This is a genomic window from Pseudomonas sp. B21-032, assembly GCF_024748965.1.
Taxonomy (GTDB): domain Bacteria; phylum Pseudomonadota; class Gammaproteobacteria; order Pseudomonadales; family Pseudomonadaceae; genus Aquipseudomonas.
Map to the genome: position 1 here is coordinate 3,923,090 of NZ_CP087180.1, position 13,342 is coordinate 3,936,431.

Here is a 13,342-nt window from a genome sequence, read left to right on the forward strand (position 1 = left end):
AAGGACGCCCCATGTTTCGCGCCACCCTCGCCCGTCGCCTTCTAAGTGTGTTCCTCGCCTGCGCCCTGCCCGCCCTGGCCGTGGCCGATAACGGCAAGCCGCTGCGCATCGGCATCACCCTGCACCCGTACTACAGCTACGTGAGCAATATCGTCGGTGACAAGGCTGAGGTGGTGCCGCTGATTCCGGCCGGCTTCAACCCCCATGCCTACGAGCCACGGGCCGAGGACATCAAGCGCATCGGTACCCTGGACGTGATCGTGCTCAACGGCGTCGGCCATGACGACTTTGCCGACCGGATGATCGCCGCCAGCGAAAAACCCGCCATCGCCACCATCGAATCGAACCGCAACGTACCGCTGCTGGCCGCCACCGGCGTGGCCGCGCGCGGCGCCGGCAAGGTGGTCAACCCGCATACCTTCCTGTCGATCAGCGCCAGCATCGCCCAGGTCAACAACATCGCCCGCGAACTGGGCAAGCTCGACCCGGACAACGCCAAGTACTACAGCCAGAACGCCCGCGCCTACGCCAAGCGCCTGCGCAAGCTGCGCGCCGAAGCCCTGGCCCAGGTCACCGAAGCGCCGGGCGCCGAATTTCGCGTGGCGACCATCCACGCCGCCTACGATTACCTGGTGCGCGAGTTCGGCCTGGAGGTCACCGCCGTGGTAGAACCGGCCCATGGCATCGAGCCCAGCCCGAGCCAGCTGAAAAAGACCATCGACCAGCTCAAGGCTCTGGATGTGAAGGTGATCTTCTCGGAGATGGACTTCCCTTCGGCCTATGTCGAAACCATCCAGCGCGAGTCAGGGGTGAAGATCTACCCGCTGACGCACATCTCCTACGGCGAATACAGCAAGGAGAAGTACGAAGTCGAGATGAAGCGCAACCTCGACACCGTGGTGCGGGCGATCAAGGAGTCCCAGGCATGACCGTGGCCCAGCCGCTGCTCAACCGCGCCTGCGGGCCGGACATTGCCTTCGCCGAGGTCGACCTGACCCTGGGCCGCACGCGCATCCTCGACAAGGTCAGCTTCAACGTTGCCGCCGGCAGCGTGCATGCGCTGGTCGGGCCCAATGGCGGCGGCAAGAGCTCGCTGATCAAGACCCTGCTCGGGCAGATGCCGCACCAGGGCCAGTTGACCCTGACCTGGCCGGGCGACCCGCAGATCATCGGCTACGTACCCCAGGCCCTGGAATTCGACCGTGGCCTGCCAATGACCGTGGACGACTTTATGGCCGCCATGTGCCAGCGCCGCCCGGCCTTTCTCGGCCTGTCAGCCAAGGTGGCGCCGGCCATCGACGCGGCGCTGCAGCGGGTCGGCATGCTCGACAAGCGCAAGCGGCGCATGGGCGCGCTCTCCGGGGGCGAGCGCCAGCGCGTGCTGCTGGCCCAGGGGCTGATCCCGGCGCCGCAATTGCTGGTGCTCGATGAGCCGATGTCGGCGCTGGACGAGGCCGGTATCCAGGTGTTCGAGCGCCTGCTGCACGAGTGGCGCGCTGCCGGCACCACAGTGCTGTGGATCGAACACGACCTGGAAGCCGTGGCACGCCTGGCCGACCGCGTTACCGGCCTGAGTCGCCGGGTGCTGTTCGATGCGCCGCCGAAACAGGCACTGACCCCGGACCGCCTGCTCAGCCTGTTCTCCATCCACCCGCGCAGCGAGAGCACTGCCTGATGAACTACGAAGAATTTCGCCTGCTGATCCAGGGCTGGGCCACTGCCGGTTACCTGCCCGAGGCCCTGGCCTACGGCTTTGTGGTCAATGCCCTGCTCGCCGGCCTGATGATCGGCCCGGTGCTCGGCGGCCTTGGCACCCTGGTGGTGGTCAAGCGCTTTGCCTTCTTCTCCGAAGCGGTCGGCCACGCGGCGCTGACCGGCGTTGCCATTGGCATCCTGCTTGGCGAACCCTACACCGGCCCCTATGGCAGCCTGTTCGGCTACTGCCTGCTGTTCGGCATCCTGCTGAACTTTCTGCGCAACCGCACCGGGCTGTCGCCCGATACCCTGATCGGCGTGTTCCTCTCGGTATCCTTGGCCCTGGGCGCCAGCCTGCTGCTGATGCTGGCCGGCAAGATCAACGTGCACATCCTCGAGAACGTGCTGTTCGGCTCGGTGCTGACCGTCAGCGGCCAGGACCTGCTGGTGCTCGGCATTGTCGGCAGCCTGGTGCTGGCCCTGGCCCTGCCGCTGTACAACCGCATCATGCTGGCCAGCTTCAACCCGCAACTGGCGGCGGTGCGCGGCGTTGCGGTGAAGAGCCTGGACTACCTGTTCGTGGTGCTGGTGACCCTGGTCACGGTGGCGGCGGTGAAAGTCATCGGTGCAATTCTGGTCGGCGCCTTGCTGGTGATTCCGGCAGCGGCGGCGCGCTTGATCAGCCAGTCGCTCAAGGGCTTTTTCTGGGCTTCGGTGCTGATCGCCACCCTGAGCACTTTGGTAGGCATCCTGCTGCCGATCGTCTTCGACCTGCCGGTGCCTTCGGGTGCGGCGATCATCCTCGTCGCCGGCTGCTGCTTCGCCCTCGCCGCCCTCGCCCGCGGCCTTGTTCCACGCCTGCAAGGAAACCCGGCATGACCTTCAAACTCCAGCACCTGTGCCTGGCCCTGGCCCTGGCCGGCCTGCCGACCCTGAGCCTGGCCCAGAGCGCCCCGGCAGCGGCCAAACAACAAGCGGCCGGGGTGACCGTCCTGGCCTCACTGCCGGTGACCAACACCCTGGCCAGCGCCCTGCTCGACGGCACCTCGGTAAAACTGCAACGGGCAGCGCCGGCGAATATTCCGGCCTCGCGCCAGCCCTCGTACTTCAGCGGCCGCGGTGGTGCCAGCCTGCAAAAGGCTGCTGGCGGCGCCGATGCGGTGATCGGCCTGCGCTCGATCTGGAGCGACGACCCGTTGTACCCGGTGGCGCGGCGCAGCAATATCCGCATCGTCGAGATCGACGCCGCGCGCCCGGTCGATGGCGCCCTGCCGGGCATCGCCGTGCAGGGCAACAATGCCTTTGCCGGCTACCCCTGGCTGAACCCGAGCAACCTCGGGCGCATGGCCGACGTGCTGGCCAACGACCTGGGGCGCTTGAGCCCGGCCGACCAACCGAAAATCCAGAGCAACCTGGCGGCGCTCAAACGCCAGTTGCTCGAGCTCAGTGCCGGCAGCGAAGCGCGCCTGGCCGAAGCGGACAACCTCAGCGTGGTGAACCTGTCGGATCGCCTGGATTACCTGGTCAGCGGCCTGAACCTGGACCTGATCGACCACCCGCAGGTGGCCGATGACCAGTGGGATGCGGCGGCGCTCAAGCGCCTGGGCGATGAGCTCAAGAACCAGGAGGTGGCGCTGGTGCTGCATCACAAGCAGCCGGGCAAGGAAGTCGCCGAGGTGATTGCCGCGTCCGGGGCCAAGCTGCTGGTGGTGGAGACCGATGCCCAGGATTCACTGGCGGGGTTGAAGGCCAGTGTCGAGCAAGTGGTGGGGGCTTTGGTCGCAGGCAATGGCTGAGGGCCTCATCGCGGGTCAAGCCCGCTCCCACAGGTCCGGTGTACGCAGATCTACTGTAGGAGCGGGCTTGACCCGCGATGCTCAACGTTTCATACAGCGCTGATAACGCTCATCAACGCGCTTGGCAAACCAGGCCGTGGTCAGTTTGCGGGTGATCTTCGGGCTTTTCAGTTCGATCCCCGGTAGCTGCGCCCGCGCCACCGCCTTGCCCGCCGCACCGTCGGCCAGGGCATACACGCCCTTGTACAGGCGGGTGTCTTCGAATTCCAGGCTATCGCCCTTCTCCAGCTGGTTGCGGATGCTGACATTGCGCAAGTCCAGCTTCTGCCCCAGGCGCCTGGCCGCCTGCTCGGTGCTGCCGGGCATGATCGCCCCCGGCGCGATCAGGTCGCCGTCGAGCGCCAGCTTCACCCCGGTAGCGCGGCTCAGAGCACTCTGGAACGCTGCATTGCGGCTGGCGTACCAACCGGCATTGAAGTCGCCGAAGCGGTACAGCTGACGGTTATAGTGGGTGGGGTAACCGAGCAGGTGGGCGATGCCGAAATACATGCCGCCACGGCGGCTGAAGACCTCCTGGCGAATGGTTCCGGCATAGGTGTAGGGATAACCCTTGGCATGCTGCTCGGCAAAGTCGATGCTGACCTGCATCGGCCCGCCGGTACGCACCGGGTTCAAACCACCGAGCAGGGTCTTGCCCATGGGCAAGGCGCCGATCAGTTCGTCAAACAGGTCACTGAGCTGTTTTTCGCTGCGCACCGCATCAAGGCGCTGGCCGTAGGTTTTGCCACTTGCCGAGCGGGTCTGCAGGGTGGCGTCGATCAGCAGTTTGGGAATGTGCAGGCTGGCGGCGCGGCGGTCGATCTCTTGCCGGGCGATGCGACCCAGGCCCGGTACTTTCGGGTCGGCCTGGAAGGTTGATTCCTGCTCGGTGACCGCCAGTACCGCGCACAGGTTGCTCTTGCTGGCGCTGAGCTGCTGCGCGGCGAAGGCGCCCTGGATATCCCGCGCCCAACCTTCACGGTCGTTGGCGCTGGCCGGCAGCAGGCGCACGATCTGCGCGCGCACCTTGGCCGGGTCCTGCTCAGGGGCTTCACTCTGGGTGACGCAACCCTGAAGCGCCAGCAGCGCGCTGATCACAACCAGCCAACCGGTTACCTGCATAAGCCCTCCCGCCGCATCGGGCAATAGCTGCACAGTAGCGGCGCGCGGACACGACTGCAATCAGCAGCCTGGTTTGCTCAGTTGCGTGCCGATGGTCACCGCCGTGATCGCCACCGGCTTGAAGCTCTGCAGGGCAGCCGGATCGAAGCTGCGCTCGCAGTTGTATTGGTTTTCCATGACGAAGTCTTCGCCCTTGTGCTTCTTCATCTCGTCTGCCCATTTGCTCGAGGCGGCGATGGCTGCGTCGTCGGTGAGCATGACCTCGGCCAGGACCTGGGTGAAGCCGACCGCATGCGGCCCTTCCCACAAGGCATACACCGATGGGTCGGCGGCGTTGCCACACATCTCCAGGCAGTCGGCGTAGAACTCCAGCGGGCCACCGGTGGATTCATGCAGGGCGGCGATGGTCAGCGGCTGGTTGGCCGCTGGCGCGAAGGTGCCGATGAACGAGCTGAGGTCGGCCTTGCAGGTCGGCGACAGCTGCAGGCGCAGGTCGTTGATGCTGCCGCCGGCGGCGTCGGCAGTAATTTCGCAGCCCTGTACCTTATAGGTGTGCTTGTCACCGAAGCTGGTGCGGGCAATGCCTGCGACCGACTCGAAGTACTTGAGGTTGGTGCCGAGCATTTCACCATTGAAGACCTGGGCAACGGTGGCCTGGGCCTGGGCAAACAACGGCAGGCAGGCCAGGGCCAGGGTCGAGCCGATAGTCAGCAATGCACGCGGTTTCATCTGAACATCCTGTAAGTAATGAAGTGGCGCGCACTGTAATGCACAGCAGCGCGCAACACCACCACCTGCGGCTCAGGACAGGATGATGTAGTCGCTGTACTGGGCCAAGGTTGCGTGCGGCCCCGGCTGCAGCGTCACATAGCGCCCGCCGACCTGGTCGACCGCCACGCAGTCGTCGACATCCAGCAGCGCGTCAGTGTGCGGTTTGCTCCAGTGCAGGGCCATCTGCTGCTTGCCCTTGGCCTTGGCTTGCTCTTTGTTGCTGGCGACCACCAGCAGGTAGTGATGCGCCTCGCCAAAGCAGCCCGGCTCGTAACCGCCAAGGTTGATGAAGTACAGGCGCGGCTCGCCCGGCGCCGGTTGCAGGTCCGACCAGCCCAGCTTGAAGCCCTCTACCCCGTCGACCTCAAGCCAGGAGTCGATATGCAGGCCCTTGGCGCTGCCGAACCACTGCTCGCGCAACTGCGGGTAACAGGCCGCCAGCGACGGCCCGACGACAAAGGCCACATCGTGCACCTCGATCCTGGCCCGCGGGTGCTTGCCGCCGAGCATCACCACATACAGCATCGAAGGTGTAGCGCTCACGGCTGTTCGCCCACCATGTAGGTCTTGCTGATGTGGCGAAACTGCTCATGGGCCGAGCTACCCATCAGTTCGAACACCACCATCTCGCGGGTGACGATCTGCGCCCCGGCGGCACGCATGCGGGCAATGCCGGCGTCACGGTTGTGGGCGCCGCGACAATCGCAGGCATCCTCGACCACGAACACCTGCTTACCCAGCTCAAGCAGGCCGAGCACGCTTTGCAAGACGCAGATATGGGTTTCCATGCCGCAGACGATCACCTGCTCGCGGGCCAGCAGCGCTGCCGGCAGGCACTCGGCAGCCACGCAGGAAAAGTGCAGCTTCTCGACCACCGCAGCGCCGGGCGAAGCCTCCTTGAGCTGCGCCACGGTCGGCCCCAGGCCCTTGGGATACTGTTCGGAAAACACCGTCGGCAGGCCCAGGGTAGCGGTCGCCGCCAACAGCCAGCGGGTGCGTGCGAGGGTGCCGGCCGGGTCGCTGACCGCGCCAATGAGTTTTTCTTGAACATCGATGACCAGCAAGCTGGCCTGGTTCGGCTTGATCAACATCCTCTGCCCCTGGGTTGCGGGTAAAGCCCAAGGCTCGCCCATCAGACCGCGCTGCGTCAATGCTCAAGCCGACAGCCGATGGGGCTCCAGGGCAGCGCTGAGCACGCCGAGCACGCGCGCTTCATGCTCGTGAATGAAGAAGTGGCCACCGGGGAAAATCTCCAGCGAGAAGTCGCCGACACTCTCCTGGCGCCAGGCCAGCAGTTGCTCTTCGCTGGCCTTGTCGTCTTCCCCGCCGAGCACATGCACGGGGCAACGCAGCGGCGGGCGCTGGCGATATACGTAGCGCCCGCACAAGAGGAAATCGGCGCGCAGCACCGGCAGGGTCAGGCTCATCAGCTCCTGATTGGCCAGCACCTCTTCCGGCGTGCCTTGCAAGGTGCGCAACTCGTCGATCAATACTTCATCGCTCTTGGGCTCGCGCCACTTGCCGCCGTCGTAGTCTTCACGCCGGGTGGGCGCGGCCGTGCCGCAGGCGAACAGCGCCACCGGCGGCGGACAGCCCAGCGCCTGCAGCTCGTGGGCCAGCTCGAAGGCCAGCAAGGCGCCCAGGCTGTGGCCGAGCAAGGCATAGGGCTGGCTGGCCGCCAGCCGTTGCTCGCTGGCCAACTGGCGGGCCAGCACCTGCATGTCGGTCAACAGCGGCTCGCCCAGGCGCGCGCCGCGCCCGGGCAGTTCCACCGGGCGCACCTGCAACCAGGCCGGCAGCTTGCGCCGCCAGCGGCTGTAGACCATGGCACTGGCGCCGGAATACGGCAGGCACAGCAGGGTCAATGCAGACACGGCCGCCCCTTACTGCGCCGCAGCGGTTTCGGCCATCTTCTGGCGCAGGCTCAAAGGACGCATATCGGTCCAGACTTCGTCGATGTAGGCCAGGCATTCTTTTTTCAGGCCGCTTTTGCCCACGGTCCGCCAGCCCGCCGGGATCGCCTTGTAGTCGGGCCAGATCGAATACTGCTCTTCGTGGTTGACCACCACCTGGAACACGATGTCTTCGCGGTCGAATACCGATGTCATTGCCTGTCTCCTCGATTGATTGGGCCCGTCACGCTAATGGCGTACGGTGGCTTTCAAGAGAACGAACGACAGGTGCAATAAATTAAGTGGAGTAAACATCTCTGGATGAGATGATGGCCTTTTAGTAGCATTTATGCCTTTCATCCCCCATGGAGCGGGTTGCATGCAACAGATCGAACAAGACTTCATGACTCTGTTCAATTGCCACTGGTACAAGGACTTCCCCGTCGTCACAGGCCAGTACACCAACCCGGCAAACTGGACAGCCCATGTGGGCTTCGTGGTGCGCGAATGTGGCAGTCTGCTGGGAGCGCGCACGTTGTACGAAAAAAACGGTCGCCTCGATGCAGTAATGTCCTATCCCAATGGTCAGGTCGTCTCGCACATTGAATGGGAATGGATCGAAGCGCAGAAGGATACCGTCAACGAAATCCGCAAACTGCATGCTCGAAAAGCCCAGCCGCTGTTTTCGACCTTTATCTCCTATTGCAATGCTGCGGCGCTTGAATCTGTGCTCGAAAAGGCTCAGAGCGAATGGCAACAGGCCGACGAATCACTGTTGCTGTTCATCGTTACCTTCGAGAAGGACAGCGGCGACCGCTGGTTCAAACATCTGAACAGCTATCGTCTCAGCGGGACCCGACTCGATCTGGTACGCACCCAGCCAGCGCTATCCTGGGAGCGCCCGGGAGCAGTCGAAGCCCGCCCCGAATCAATCCATCTGTAGCTACACGCCTCAACTGCGGAGTTTCAATGCCCCCTCCACTCTCGGCACCAAGTTTGCCTGCAGGCAGTTTTGTTACGCACAACGCAGGTATTTGGTCACCCAGTCCGGTGTTGGTAGACCTGCTGCTTACAGCACGCCACGGCTACGCCTGGCCGCTACACGACAGTAATGCCTGCAGTCAGCAACGCATCATCAACCTGGAGTCCCAGGTCGCCGCTTGGCTAGATCCGCTTACCCCAACAACAGCACATTTGATTGTCCTGAATGTCTCGGCCTGGGCAGGGAACCAGGCCAACATTCACCAGCTGATCGCTCAAGCTACAGCTCATGAGCGACAGCTGATGCAAAATGCCTTGCAGCTTTGCTCGTCACCAAACTCTCTAACCGCTGGCTTGCACGCGCTTTGCCAACTGCCGGGAGTAAGCCTGGTGATTGCGTCGAAAATCTACCGGTTCTGCCAGCCAGTGAAAGGTGCCGCTGTCGACCGCCATGCCTCCTACTTCACCAACTCCTTGTCCCCCCCAGGTGTGCAAACCGAATTTCTACGCAGATGGAGCACCGCAAACCATGATCGTTCCCGCCTGGAAACATTCAACGCGCCAGACCTCAACCGCAATCTGAACCACTACATCGACGCTTATCTTCCGCTGCTCGACGGTATTGCCGCTGCCATGAACGCCACCGGCCATTACTTCCAGTGCGCCGCTAGCGGGCATCTTCAGCAATGGACGCCTGCTGACGTAGAGATGGCCGCCTTCTACTGGTGGGCCTGCAACGGCGCTCAGTGATCGCTACTTAAGTCACCAGCACACTGACCAGCCCACAACGCTGGAACGGTCCCGAAGCCTGGCTTTCGCCGCTGACCACTACCTGCACGCTGTAGGAGCCCGGCACCGGGGTGTCGAGCCAGGTACCGAGTTGACCGGCGCCGCTACCCAGGTGCACCACCCGTTCCTGATGGGCGAGGATGTCCAGTTCCGGCAGCAAGGTATGACGCAGCGCAGCCAGGCGCGCCAGCGGTTCGGCGATGCCCTGGGCGCGGTCGAACGGCAGCGCCTGCACGGTGTAGAGCTGGTCGTCGTATTTGATCAGGGCGTCGGCCAGGCTGATGGTCGGCCCCTGCACGATGGCATGGGCGCGGACATTGCTGAGCACTTCGCCACCGGCCTCCAGGTGCACCGTCAGCGACAGCGGCTGGCCGGCCGTGTGCCGCGCGGCCATTTCCACGCTCAGGCGGATGTCGGCCAGGCCACTGCGCACCGTTGCCCCGTGCTGCAACGCCCCGGCGGTGCAACTGATCGATTGCCCGCTGCCGGCGAACTCGACCTGCAGGTACCACTGCCCCGGTGCCGGCTGGGGAATATTGAAGATGACAAAACCGGCACCGATGATGCTCGGCGCCCGCAGGCTGACGGCGCCGCTGGGGTCGACCAGGCTTACTGAGAGCTGATTGCCGCGCGGGCTGGCGCTGGTATAGCTGACTTCGCGGCGCGACCACACCAGCGACAATTGCGCAGCACCCGGGCGCTGGCCGATCACCACCGGAATCAACTGGTAGCCATGCTGGGCGATATCGCACAACTGGTTGTTCAGTAGCGCCGCCCTGGCACTGGAGGCGCGGATCTGGTTGTAGACCTTCATCAAATCTACTGCCCGCGGCGCATAGAAGTAGCGGCCCCCGGTGCGCTGGGCAATCTGCTGCAACAGGTGTTGGTCTGCCTGCGGGCCGAGGGCGCAGGCCATCACCGGATAGATCGGCAGCACCTCCAGCGGTGGAGGCCCGTCATTATGCTGACCGTCGCTGAGCAGCACGCAGGCGCGGGACAGCCGCGAGGCGTCGAGAAAACTGCGACTGTGCTGCAAGCCCAGGCCGATGGCGCTGGACAGCCCGTCAAAGGCCAGCCCGGCGACCGCAGTGGCAGCGCTGGCGGTGATGTTGAGCAGCGGGTCGACCGTGGCCAGGCCACCGTTGCCGGTGAATACCGTGCGCGCCTTGTGGTCACAGGCGACCACCGCGAGCTTGTCGCCGGCCTTGTGCAAGCGCAGGAACGCCTGGGTGTCGATCAGCGCCTGCTCGACGTGCCCATATTGGCTCATGCTTTCCGATATATCGATGATCGGCACAACTGAAACGGTGCTCATGCCCTGTGCTCCCTGCTCATGGGCTGTTTCTGGATCATAGCCACGGTGAATACCCTGTCAAACCGCTTAACTGACATAACGCCACCATTGGTCGCCTGAGGCTACGGCCGGCAAAAGTCGCCCGGGTAGCTATATTGAAGCGCTGAGCTTGCCCTCCGTCCGTAAACTTCAGAGGTGCCTATGTACACCATCGGATATGCAGCGCAACGGCCCGACGCGCCCCTCGCCCCCTTCCCGTTCGAACGCCGCGAGCTGCGCGCCAACGACGTAGCCATGGAGATCCTCTACTGCGGGGTGTGCCACTCCGACCTGCACCAGGCCCGCGACGACTGGGGCATCAGCCGCTACCCGATCGTGCCCGGGCACGAGATCGTCGGCCGGGTCACGGCAATCGGCAGCGAGGTGAAACGCTACAAGGTCGGCGACGCCGTGGCGGTGGGGTGCATGGTCGACTCCTGCCAGCAGTGCGACCAATGCCGCAAGGGTGAAGAACAACTGTGCCGCGAGACCAACACCCAGACCTACAATGGCCTGGACCGCATCACCAGGGCACCGACCTACGGCGGTTACTCCAAGCACCTTGTGGTGCGCGAGGAATTCGTCCTGCGCGTGCCCGAAGGCCTGGACCTGGCCAAGGCGGCGCCGCTGCTGTGCGCCGGGATCACCACCTACTCGCCGCTGCGCACCTGGAATGTCGGCCCCGGCAGCCGGGTGGCGGTGTTGGGCCTGGGCGGCCTGGGCCATATGGCGGTGAAACTGGCTGCTGGCATGGGCGCCGATGTCACCGTGGTCAGCCGCAGCGCCGACAAGCTCGCTGACGCCCTGGCCCTGGGTGCCGACAAGCTGCTGGTGTCTGCCGACGCCAAGGCCATGGCCAGCGCCCGTTCAAGCTTCGATCTGATCATCGACACCATCCCGGTGCGCCACGACGTTTCGCCCTACATGGCCTTGCTCGACATCGACGCCACCCTGGTGATCGTCGGCCAGGTCGGGCCGATCGACGAGCAACAGACCGTACCCTTGATCCTCGGCCGCCGGCGCCTGGCCGGCTCGCCGATTGGCGGGATTGCCCAGACCCAGGAGATGCTCGACTTCTGCGCCAAGAAGAACATCCTGCCCGACTGCGAAATGATCCGCATGGAGCAGATCAACGAGGCCTTCGAGCGCATGGAGCGCTCCGATGTGCGCTACCGCTTCGTCATCGACATGGCCTCGCTGCAGGCGCCTGCCAAGGTTTGATGGCGCCGCCAGGGCTCAGGCGGGCGATGGCTGGCGGCAGGGGCCGGGCATCCGGCGTGTGCGCTGGTGATGCAGTGGTTTGCCGAGCAGAGCGGTGGCTGATCCTGTTACATTCTGTGCCTACTCCACCTTCTAGAGCCTGAAAATGGATCTTCACGCACTGCTTGCCTTCACCCTGGTTGCCGCGATTGCCATCGCCAGCCCTGGCCCCGCCACACTGATGGCGATCAACAACAGCCTGGCCTATGGGCCGCGTTTCGCGGTGTGGTCTTCACTGGGCAATGCCAGCGGGCTGTTCTGCCTGTCAGCGGCGGCCATGCTCGGCCTGGGTGCCCTGCTGGCCAGCTCCGAATGGCTGTTCAACGCGGTGAAGATCCTCGGCGCCGGCTACCTGTTCTACCTCGGTGCCAAACAGCTGATGAAAAAGAGCCCGATGCTGGCGAGCGAGGTTACCGCAGGCCAGGAACAGGTCAAGCCATCGCGCTTGAAGCTGTACAAATCGGCGTTCCTCACCGCTGCCACCAACCCCAAGGCGACGATGTTCTTCACCGCGCTGTTCCCGCAGTTCATCGACCAGAGCGCCGCACTGCTGCCGCAGTTCCTGATCCTTACGGCGATCTTCATGGCCTTGTCGCTGACCTCGCTAAGCCTGTACGCCGCCCTCGCCTCGCGGGCCAAGGGCGTCCTGACCCGGCCGGCGTTCTCACGCTGGGTGAGCCGGGTGGTGGGTTCGACGTTTATCTGCTTTGGCGCGGCGATCCTGACCATGCGCCGTCAGGGCGCTTGATCCGCAGAGCAGCGTAAACCTTGTGGGCGCTGCCCTTGCCAGCGATCGAACGCGTAGCGGTCGCATCACAACACGCTGGCGCGCTGCAGGCTGCTGACATGCCCCACTCCGGCCGCCTGTAGGCGGCTGACCAGATCGGCACGAGCCGCGCCGCCGCCGGCGCGGATGTATTCAAGCTCCGCCGCGGTGATCAGCACCACCGGTACCAAGGTGACGGGCGATAGCGGCATGTCTTGAAGGCGGGTCGGGAAGTCTGGCGCCGGGCCGCCCAACAGTACGCCGATGCTGTCGTCGTCGGTGACGAAGTGTTTGGGCACCTGACTGGCTATGTGGTGCGATTCACTGAACCCGGGCAGTTCCAGGGACAGCGCGCCGTAGCGCTCCAACTGCTGGGTGATGCCACCGGCATCGGCCACGGTCTTGGCGATGTTCTCGATCAGCTCGAAGGCCCAGCTGCGCTTGAACGGGTCGACTTCGCCCAACGGCCCACGGGCATGTTCGGGAATGTCCGGGGTTTCGACGAACAACTCCATCTCGAAACCATTGCCCTGCCCCTGGTCATCGTCGAACGGGTCGGACAAGCCTTCGGTTGCCAGGATGATCGAGTCGCCACGGCGCACCACGCGGTAGGCCTGGCGGGTCGAGGGCCAGTGCGGGCCACCGGCAAAGCTGGGGCTGATGAGGTAGGCCAGGACATCGCGCTCCACTGTGCCGACACTGCTCCAGTGACGATCCAGGCAGGCTTCGCTGGCAAGCCTGGCGGCCTGGTTGTCGGCTTCAGCTTGCAGGATTGGCGGGGTTTCCTGGGACGCTGGCTGTTTAAATGCGTCGAGCAGTTTTTTGAAGATGTTCATCGGCGATCCTTGCGAAGTGGACAGCAATGCTAACCACTCACTAGCATCCGTACTACCCTTGG

General features: G+C 64.3%; 16 protein-coding genes. 8 read left to right on the plus strand and 8 right to left on the minus strand.

The window, feature by feature from the left end; all coding sequences use genetic code 11:
- Positions 1 to 11: 11 nt before the first annotated feature.
- Genes LOY54_RS17990 through LOY54_RS18005 form a run of 4 tightly spaced genes read left to right on the plus strand, consistent with a single transcriptional unit; the run spans position 12 to position 3,491 of the window.
- A complete protein-coding gene (locus LOY54_RS17990) occupies positions 12 to 929 on the plus strand; it encodes a metal ABC transporter substrate-binding protein (protein WP_258607460.1) in 918 nt (305 codons plus the stop codon).
- A complete protein-coding gene (locus LOY54_RS17995; protein ID WP_258607461.1) occupies positions 926 to 1,675 on the plus strand; it encodes a metal ABC transporter ATP-binding protein in 750 nt (249 codons plus the stop codon). Before LOY54_RS17990 ends, LOY54_RS17995 begins: the two co-directional genes overlap by 4 nt.
- Positions 1,675 to 2,574, plus strand: a complete 900-nt coding sequence (locus tag LOY54_RS18000; RefSeq protein ID WP_045194622.1) for a metal ABC transporter permease — start codon at positions 1,675 to 1,677, stop codon at positions 2,572 to 2,574. Before LOY54_RS17995 ends, LOY54_RS18000 begins: the two co-directional genes overlap by 1 nt.
- Entirely contained in the window at positions 2,571 to 3,491 is a 921-nt protein-coding gene (locus LOY54_RS18005) for a metal ABC transporter solute-binding protein, Zn/Mn family (protein ID WP_258607462.1), read from the plus strand. The genes LOY54_RS18000 and LOY54_RS18005 overlap by 4 nt, the downstream gene beginning before the upstream one ends.
- Positions 3,492 to 3,572: 81 nt before the next feature.
- Here the strand turns inward: LOY54_RS18005 and LOY54_RS18010 are convergent, their stop codons facing one another.
- From LOY54_RS18010 to LOY54_RS18035, 6 genes are all read right to left on the minus strand, one after another.
- The gene (locus LOY54_RS18010; protein WP_258607463.1) at positions 3,573 to 4,652 is read right to left on the minus strand and encodes a DUF1615 domain-containing protein; all 1,080 of its coding nucleotides are present in this window, start codon (positions 4,650 to 4,652) and stop codon (positions 3,573 to 3,575) included.
- Positions 4,653 to 4,712: 60 nt separating this feature from the next.
- A complete protein-coding gene (locus tag LOY54_RS18015) occupies positions 4,713 to 5,381 on the minus strand; it encodes a hypothetical protein (protein WP_258594161.1) in 669 nt (222 codons plus the stop codon).
- Positions 5,382 to 5,453: 72 nt separating this feature from the next.
- On the minus strand, positions 5,454 to 5,948 hold the full coding sequence (locus LOY54_RS18020; protein WP_258610731.1) for a DUF1543 domain-containing protein: 495 nt from the start codon (positions 5,946 to 5,948) through the stop codon (positions 5,454 to 5,456).
- 14 nt (positions 5,949 to 5,962) lie between these two features.
- Positions 5,963 to 6,514: a hydrolase gene (locus tag LOY54_RS18025; RefSeq protein ID WP_045194633.1), complete on the minus strand. Its 552-nt coding sequence runs from the start codon at positions 6,512 to 6,514 to the stop codon at positions 5,963 to 5,965.
- A gap of 63 nt (positions 6,515 to 6,577) precedes the next feature.
- On the minus strand, positions 6,578 to 7,297 hold the full coding sequence (locus tag LOY54_RS18030) for a thioesterase II family protein (RefSeq protein ID WP_045194635.1): 720 nt from the start codon (positions 7,295 to 7,297) through the stop codon (positions 6,578 to 6,580).
- Between the two features lie 9 nt (positions 7,298 to 7,306).
- A complete protein-coding gene (locus LOY54_RS18035) occupies positions 7,307 to 7,531 on the minus strand; it encodes an MbtH family protein (RefSeq protein ID WP_038994517.1) in 225 nt (74 codons plus the stop codon).
- 163 nt (positions 7,532 to 7,694) lie between these two features.
- Between LOY54_RS18035 and LOY54_RS18040 the strand changes: the two genes are divergently transcribed.
- A complete protein-coding gene (locus tag LOY54_RS18040; RefSeq protein ID WP_258607464.1) occupies positions 7,695 to 8,258 on the plus strand; it encodes a hypothetical protein in 564 nt (187 codons plus the stop codon).
- Positions 8,259 to 8,284: 26 nt separating this feature from the next.
- Complete coding sequence (locus LOY54_RS18045; protein WP_258607465.1) at positions 8,285 to 9,046, plus strand: hypothetical protein; 762 nt, start codon at positions 8,285 to 8,287, stop codon at positions 9,044 to 9,046.
- 7 nt (positions 9,047 to 9,053) lie between these two features.
- On the opposite strand, the gene LOY54_RS18050 is transcribed toward LOY54_RS18045, so the two are convergent.
- Complete coding sequence (locus LOY54_RS18050) at positions 9,054 to 10,400, minus strand: VWA domain-containing protein (protein WP_258607467.1); 1,347 nt, start codon at positions 10,398 to 10,400, stop codon at positions 9,054 to 9,056.
- A 180-nt stretch (positions 10,401 to 10,580) separates the two neighbouring features.
- Between LOY54_RS18050 and LOY54_RS18055 the strand changes: the two genes are divergently transcribed.
- Both LOY54_RS18055 and LOY54_RS18060 read left to right on the plus strand, forming a co-directional pair.
- Positions 10,581 to 11,639 carry an NAD(P)-dependent alcohol dehydrogenase gene (locus tag LOY54_RS18055; RefSeq protein ID WP_258607469.1) on the plus strand — a complete coding sequence of 353 codons (1,059 nt, stop codon included), beginning with the start codon at positions 10,581 to 10,583 and terminating at the stop codon, positions 11,637 to 11,639.
- A 145-nt stretch (positions 11,640 to 11,784) separates the two neighbouring features.
- Entirely contained in the window at positions 11,785 to 12,426 is a 642-nt protein-coding gene (locus LOY54_RS18060) for a LysE family translocator (protein ID WP_258607471.1), read from the plus strand.
- A 65-nt stretch (positions 12,427 to 12,491) separates the two neighbouring features.
- Here LOY54_RS18060 and LOY54_RS18065 read toward each other — a convergent pair whose 3' ends face one another.
- Entirely contained in the window at positions 12,492 to 13,280 is a 789-nt protein-coding gene (locus LOY54_RS18065; RefSeq protein ID WP_258607473.1) for a suppressor of fused domain protein, read from the minus strand.
- Positions 13,281 to 13,342: the final 62 nt, after the last annotated feature.

Bases quoted from the DNA above. Each gene is read 5' to 3' on its own strand.
- LOY54_RS18050 (WP_258607467.1), bottom strand. From the start codon at position 10,400: ATGAGCACCGTTTCAGTTGTGCCGATCATCGATATATCGGAAAGCATG.
- LOY54_RS18025 (WP_045194633.1), bottom strand. From the start codon at position 6,514: ATGTTGATCAAGCCGAACCAGGCCAGCTTGCTGGTCATCGATGTTCAA.
- LOY54_RS18020 (WP_258610731.1), bottom strand. From the start codon at position 5,948: ATGCTGTATGTGGTGATGCTCGGCGGCAAGCACCCGCGGGCCAGGATC.
- LOY54_RS17995 (WP_258607461.1), top strand. From the start codon at position 926: ATGACCGTGGCCCAGCCGCTGCTCAACCGCGCCTGCGGGCCGGACATT.
- LOY54_RS18000 (WP_045194622.1), top strand. From the start codon at position 1,675: ATGAACTACGAAGAATTTCGCCTGCTGATCCAGGGCTGGGCCACTGCC.
- LOY54_RS18045 (WP_258607465.1), top strand. From the start codon at position 8,285: ATGCCCCCTCCACTCTCGGCACCAAGTTTGCCTGCAGGCAGTTTTGTT.
- LOY54_RS18055 (WP_258607469.1), top strand. From the start codon at position 10,581: ATGTACACCATCGGATATGCAGCGCAACGGCCCGACGCGCCCCTCGCC.
- LOY54_RS18035 (WP_038994517.1), bottom strand. From the start codon at position 7,531: ATGACATCGGTATTCGACCGCGAAGACATCGTGTTCCAGGTGGTGGTC.
- LOY54_RS18010 (WP_258607463.1), bottom strand. From the start codon at position 4,652: ATGCAGGTAACCGGTTGGCTGGTTGTGATCAGCGCGCTGCTGGCGCTT.
- LOY54_RS18040 (WP_258607464.1), top strand. From the start codon at position 7,695: ATGCAACAGATCGAACAAGACTTCATGACTCTGTTCAATTGCCACTGG.
- LOY54_RS18015 (WP_258594161.1), bottom strand. From the start codon at position 5,381: ATGAAACCGCGTGCATTGCTGACTATCGGCTCGACCCTGGCCCTGGCC.
- LOY54_RS18065 (WP_258607473.1), bottom strand. From the start codon at position 13,280: ATGAACATCTTCAAAAAACTGCTCGACGCATTTAAACAGCCAGCGTCC.
- LOY54_RS17990 (WP_258607460.1), top strand. From the start codon at position 12: ATGTTTCGCGCCACCCTCGCCCGTCGCCTTCTAAGTGTGTTCCTCGCC.
- LOY54_RS18060 (WP_258607471.1), top strand. From the start codon at position 11,785: ATGGATCTTCACGCACTGCTTGCCTTCACCCTGGTTGCCGCGATTGCC.
- LOY54_RS18005 (WP_258607462.1), top strand. From the start codon at position 2,571: ATGACCTTCAAACTCCAGCACCTGTGCCTGGCCCTGGCCCTGGCCGGC.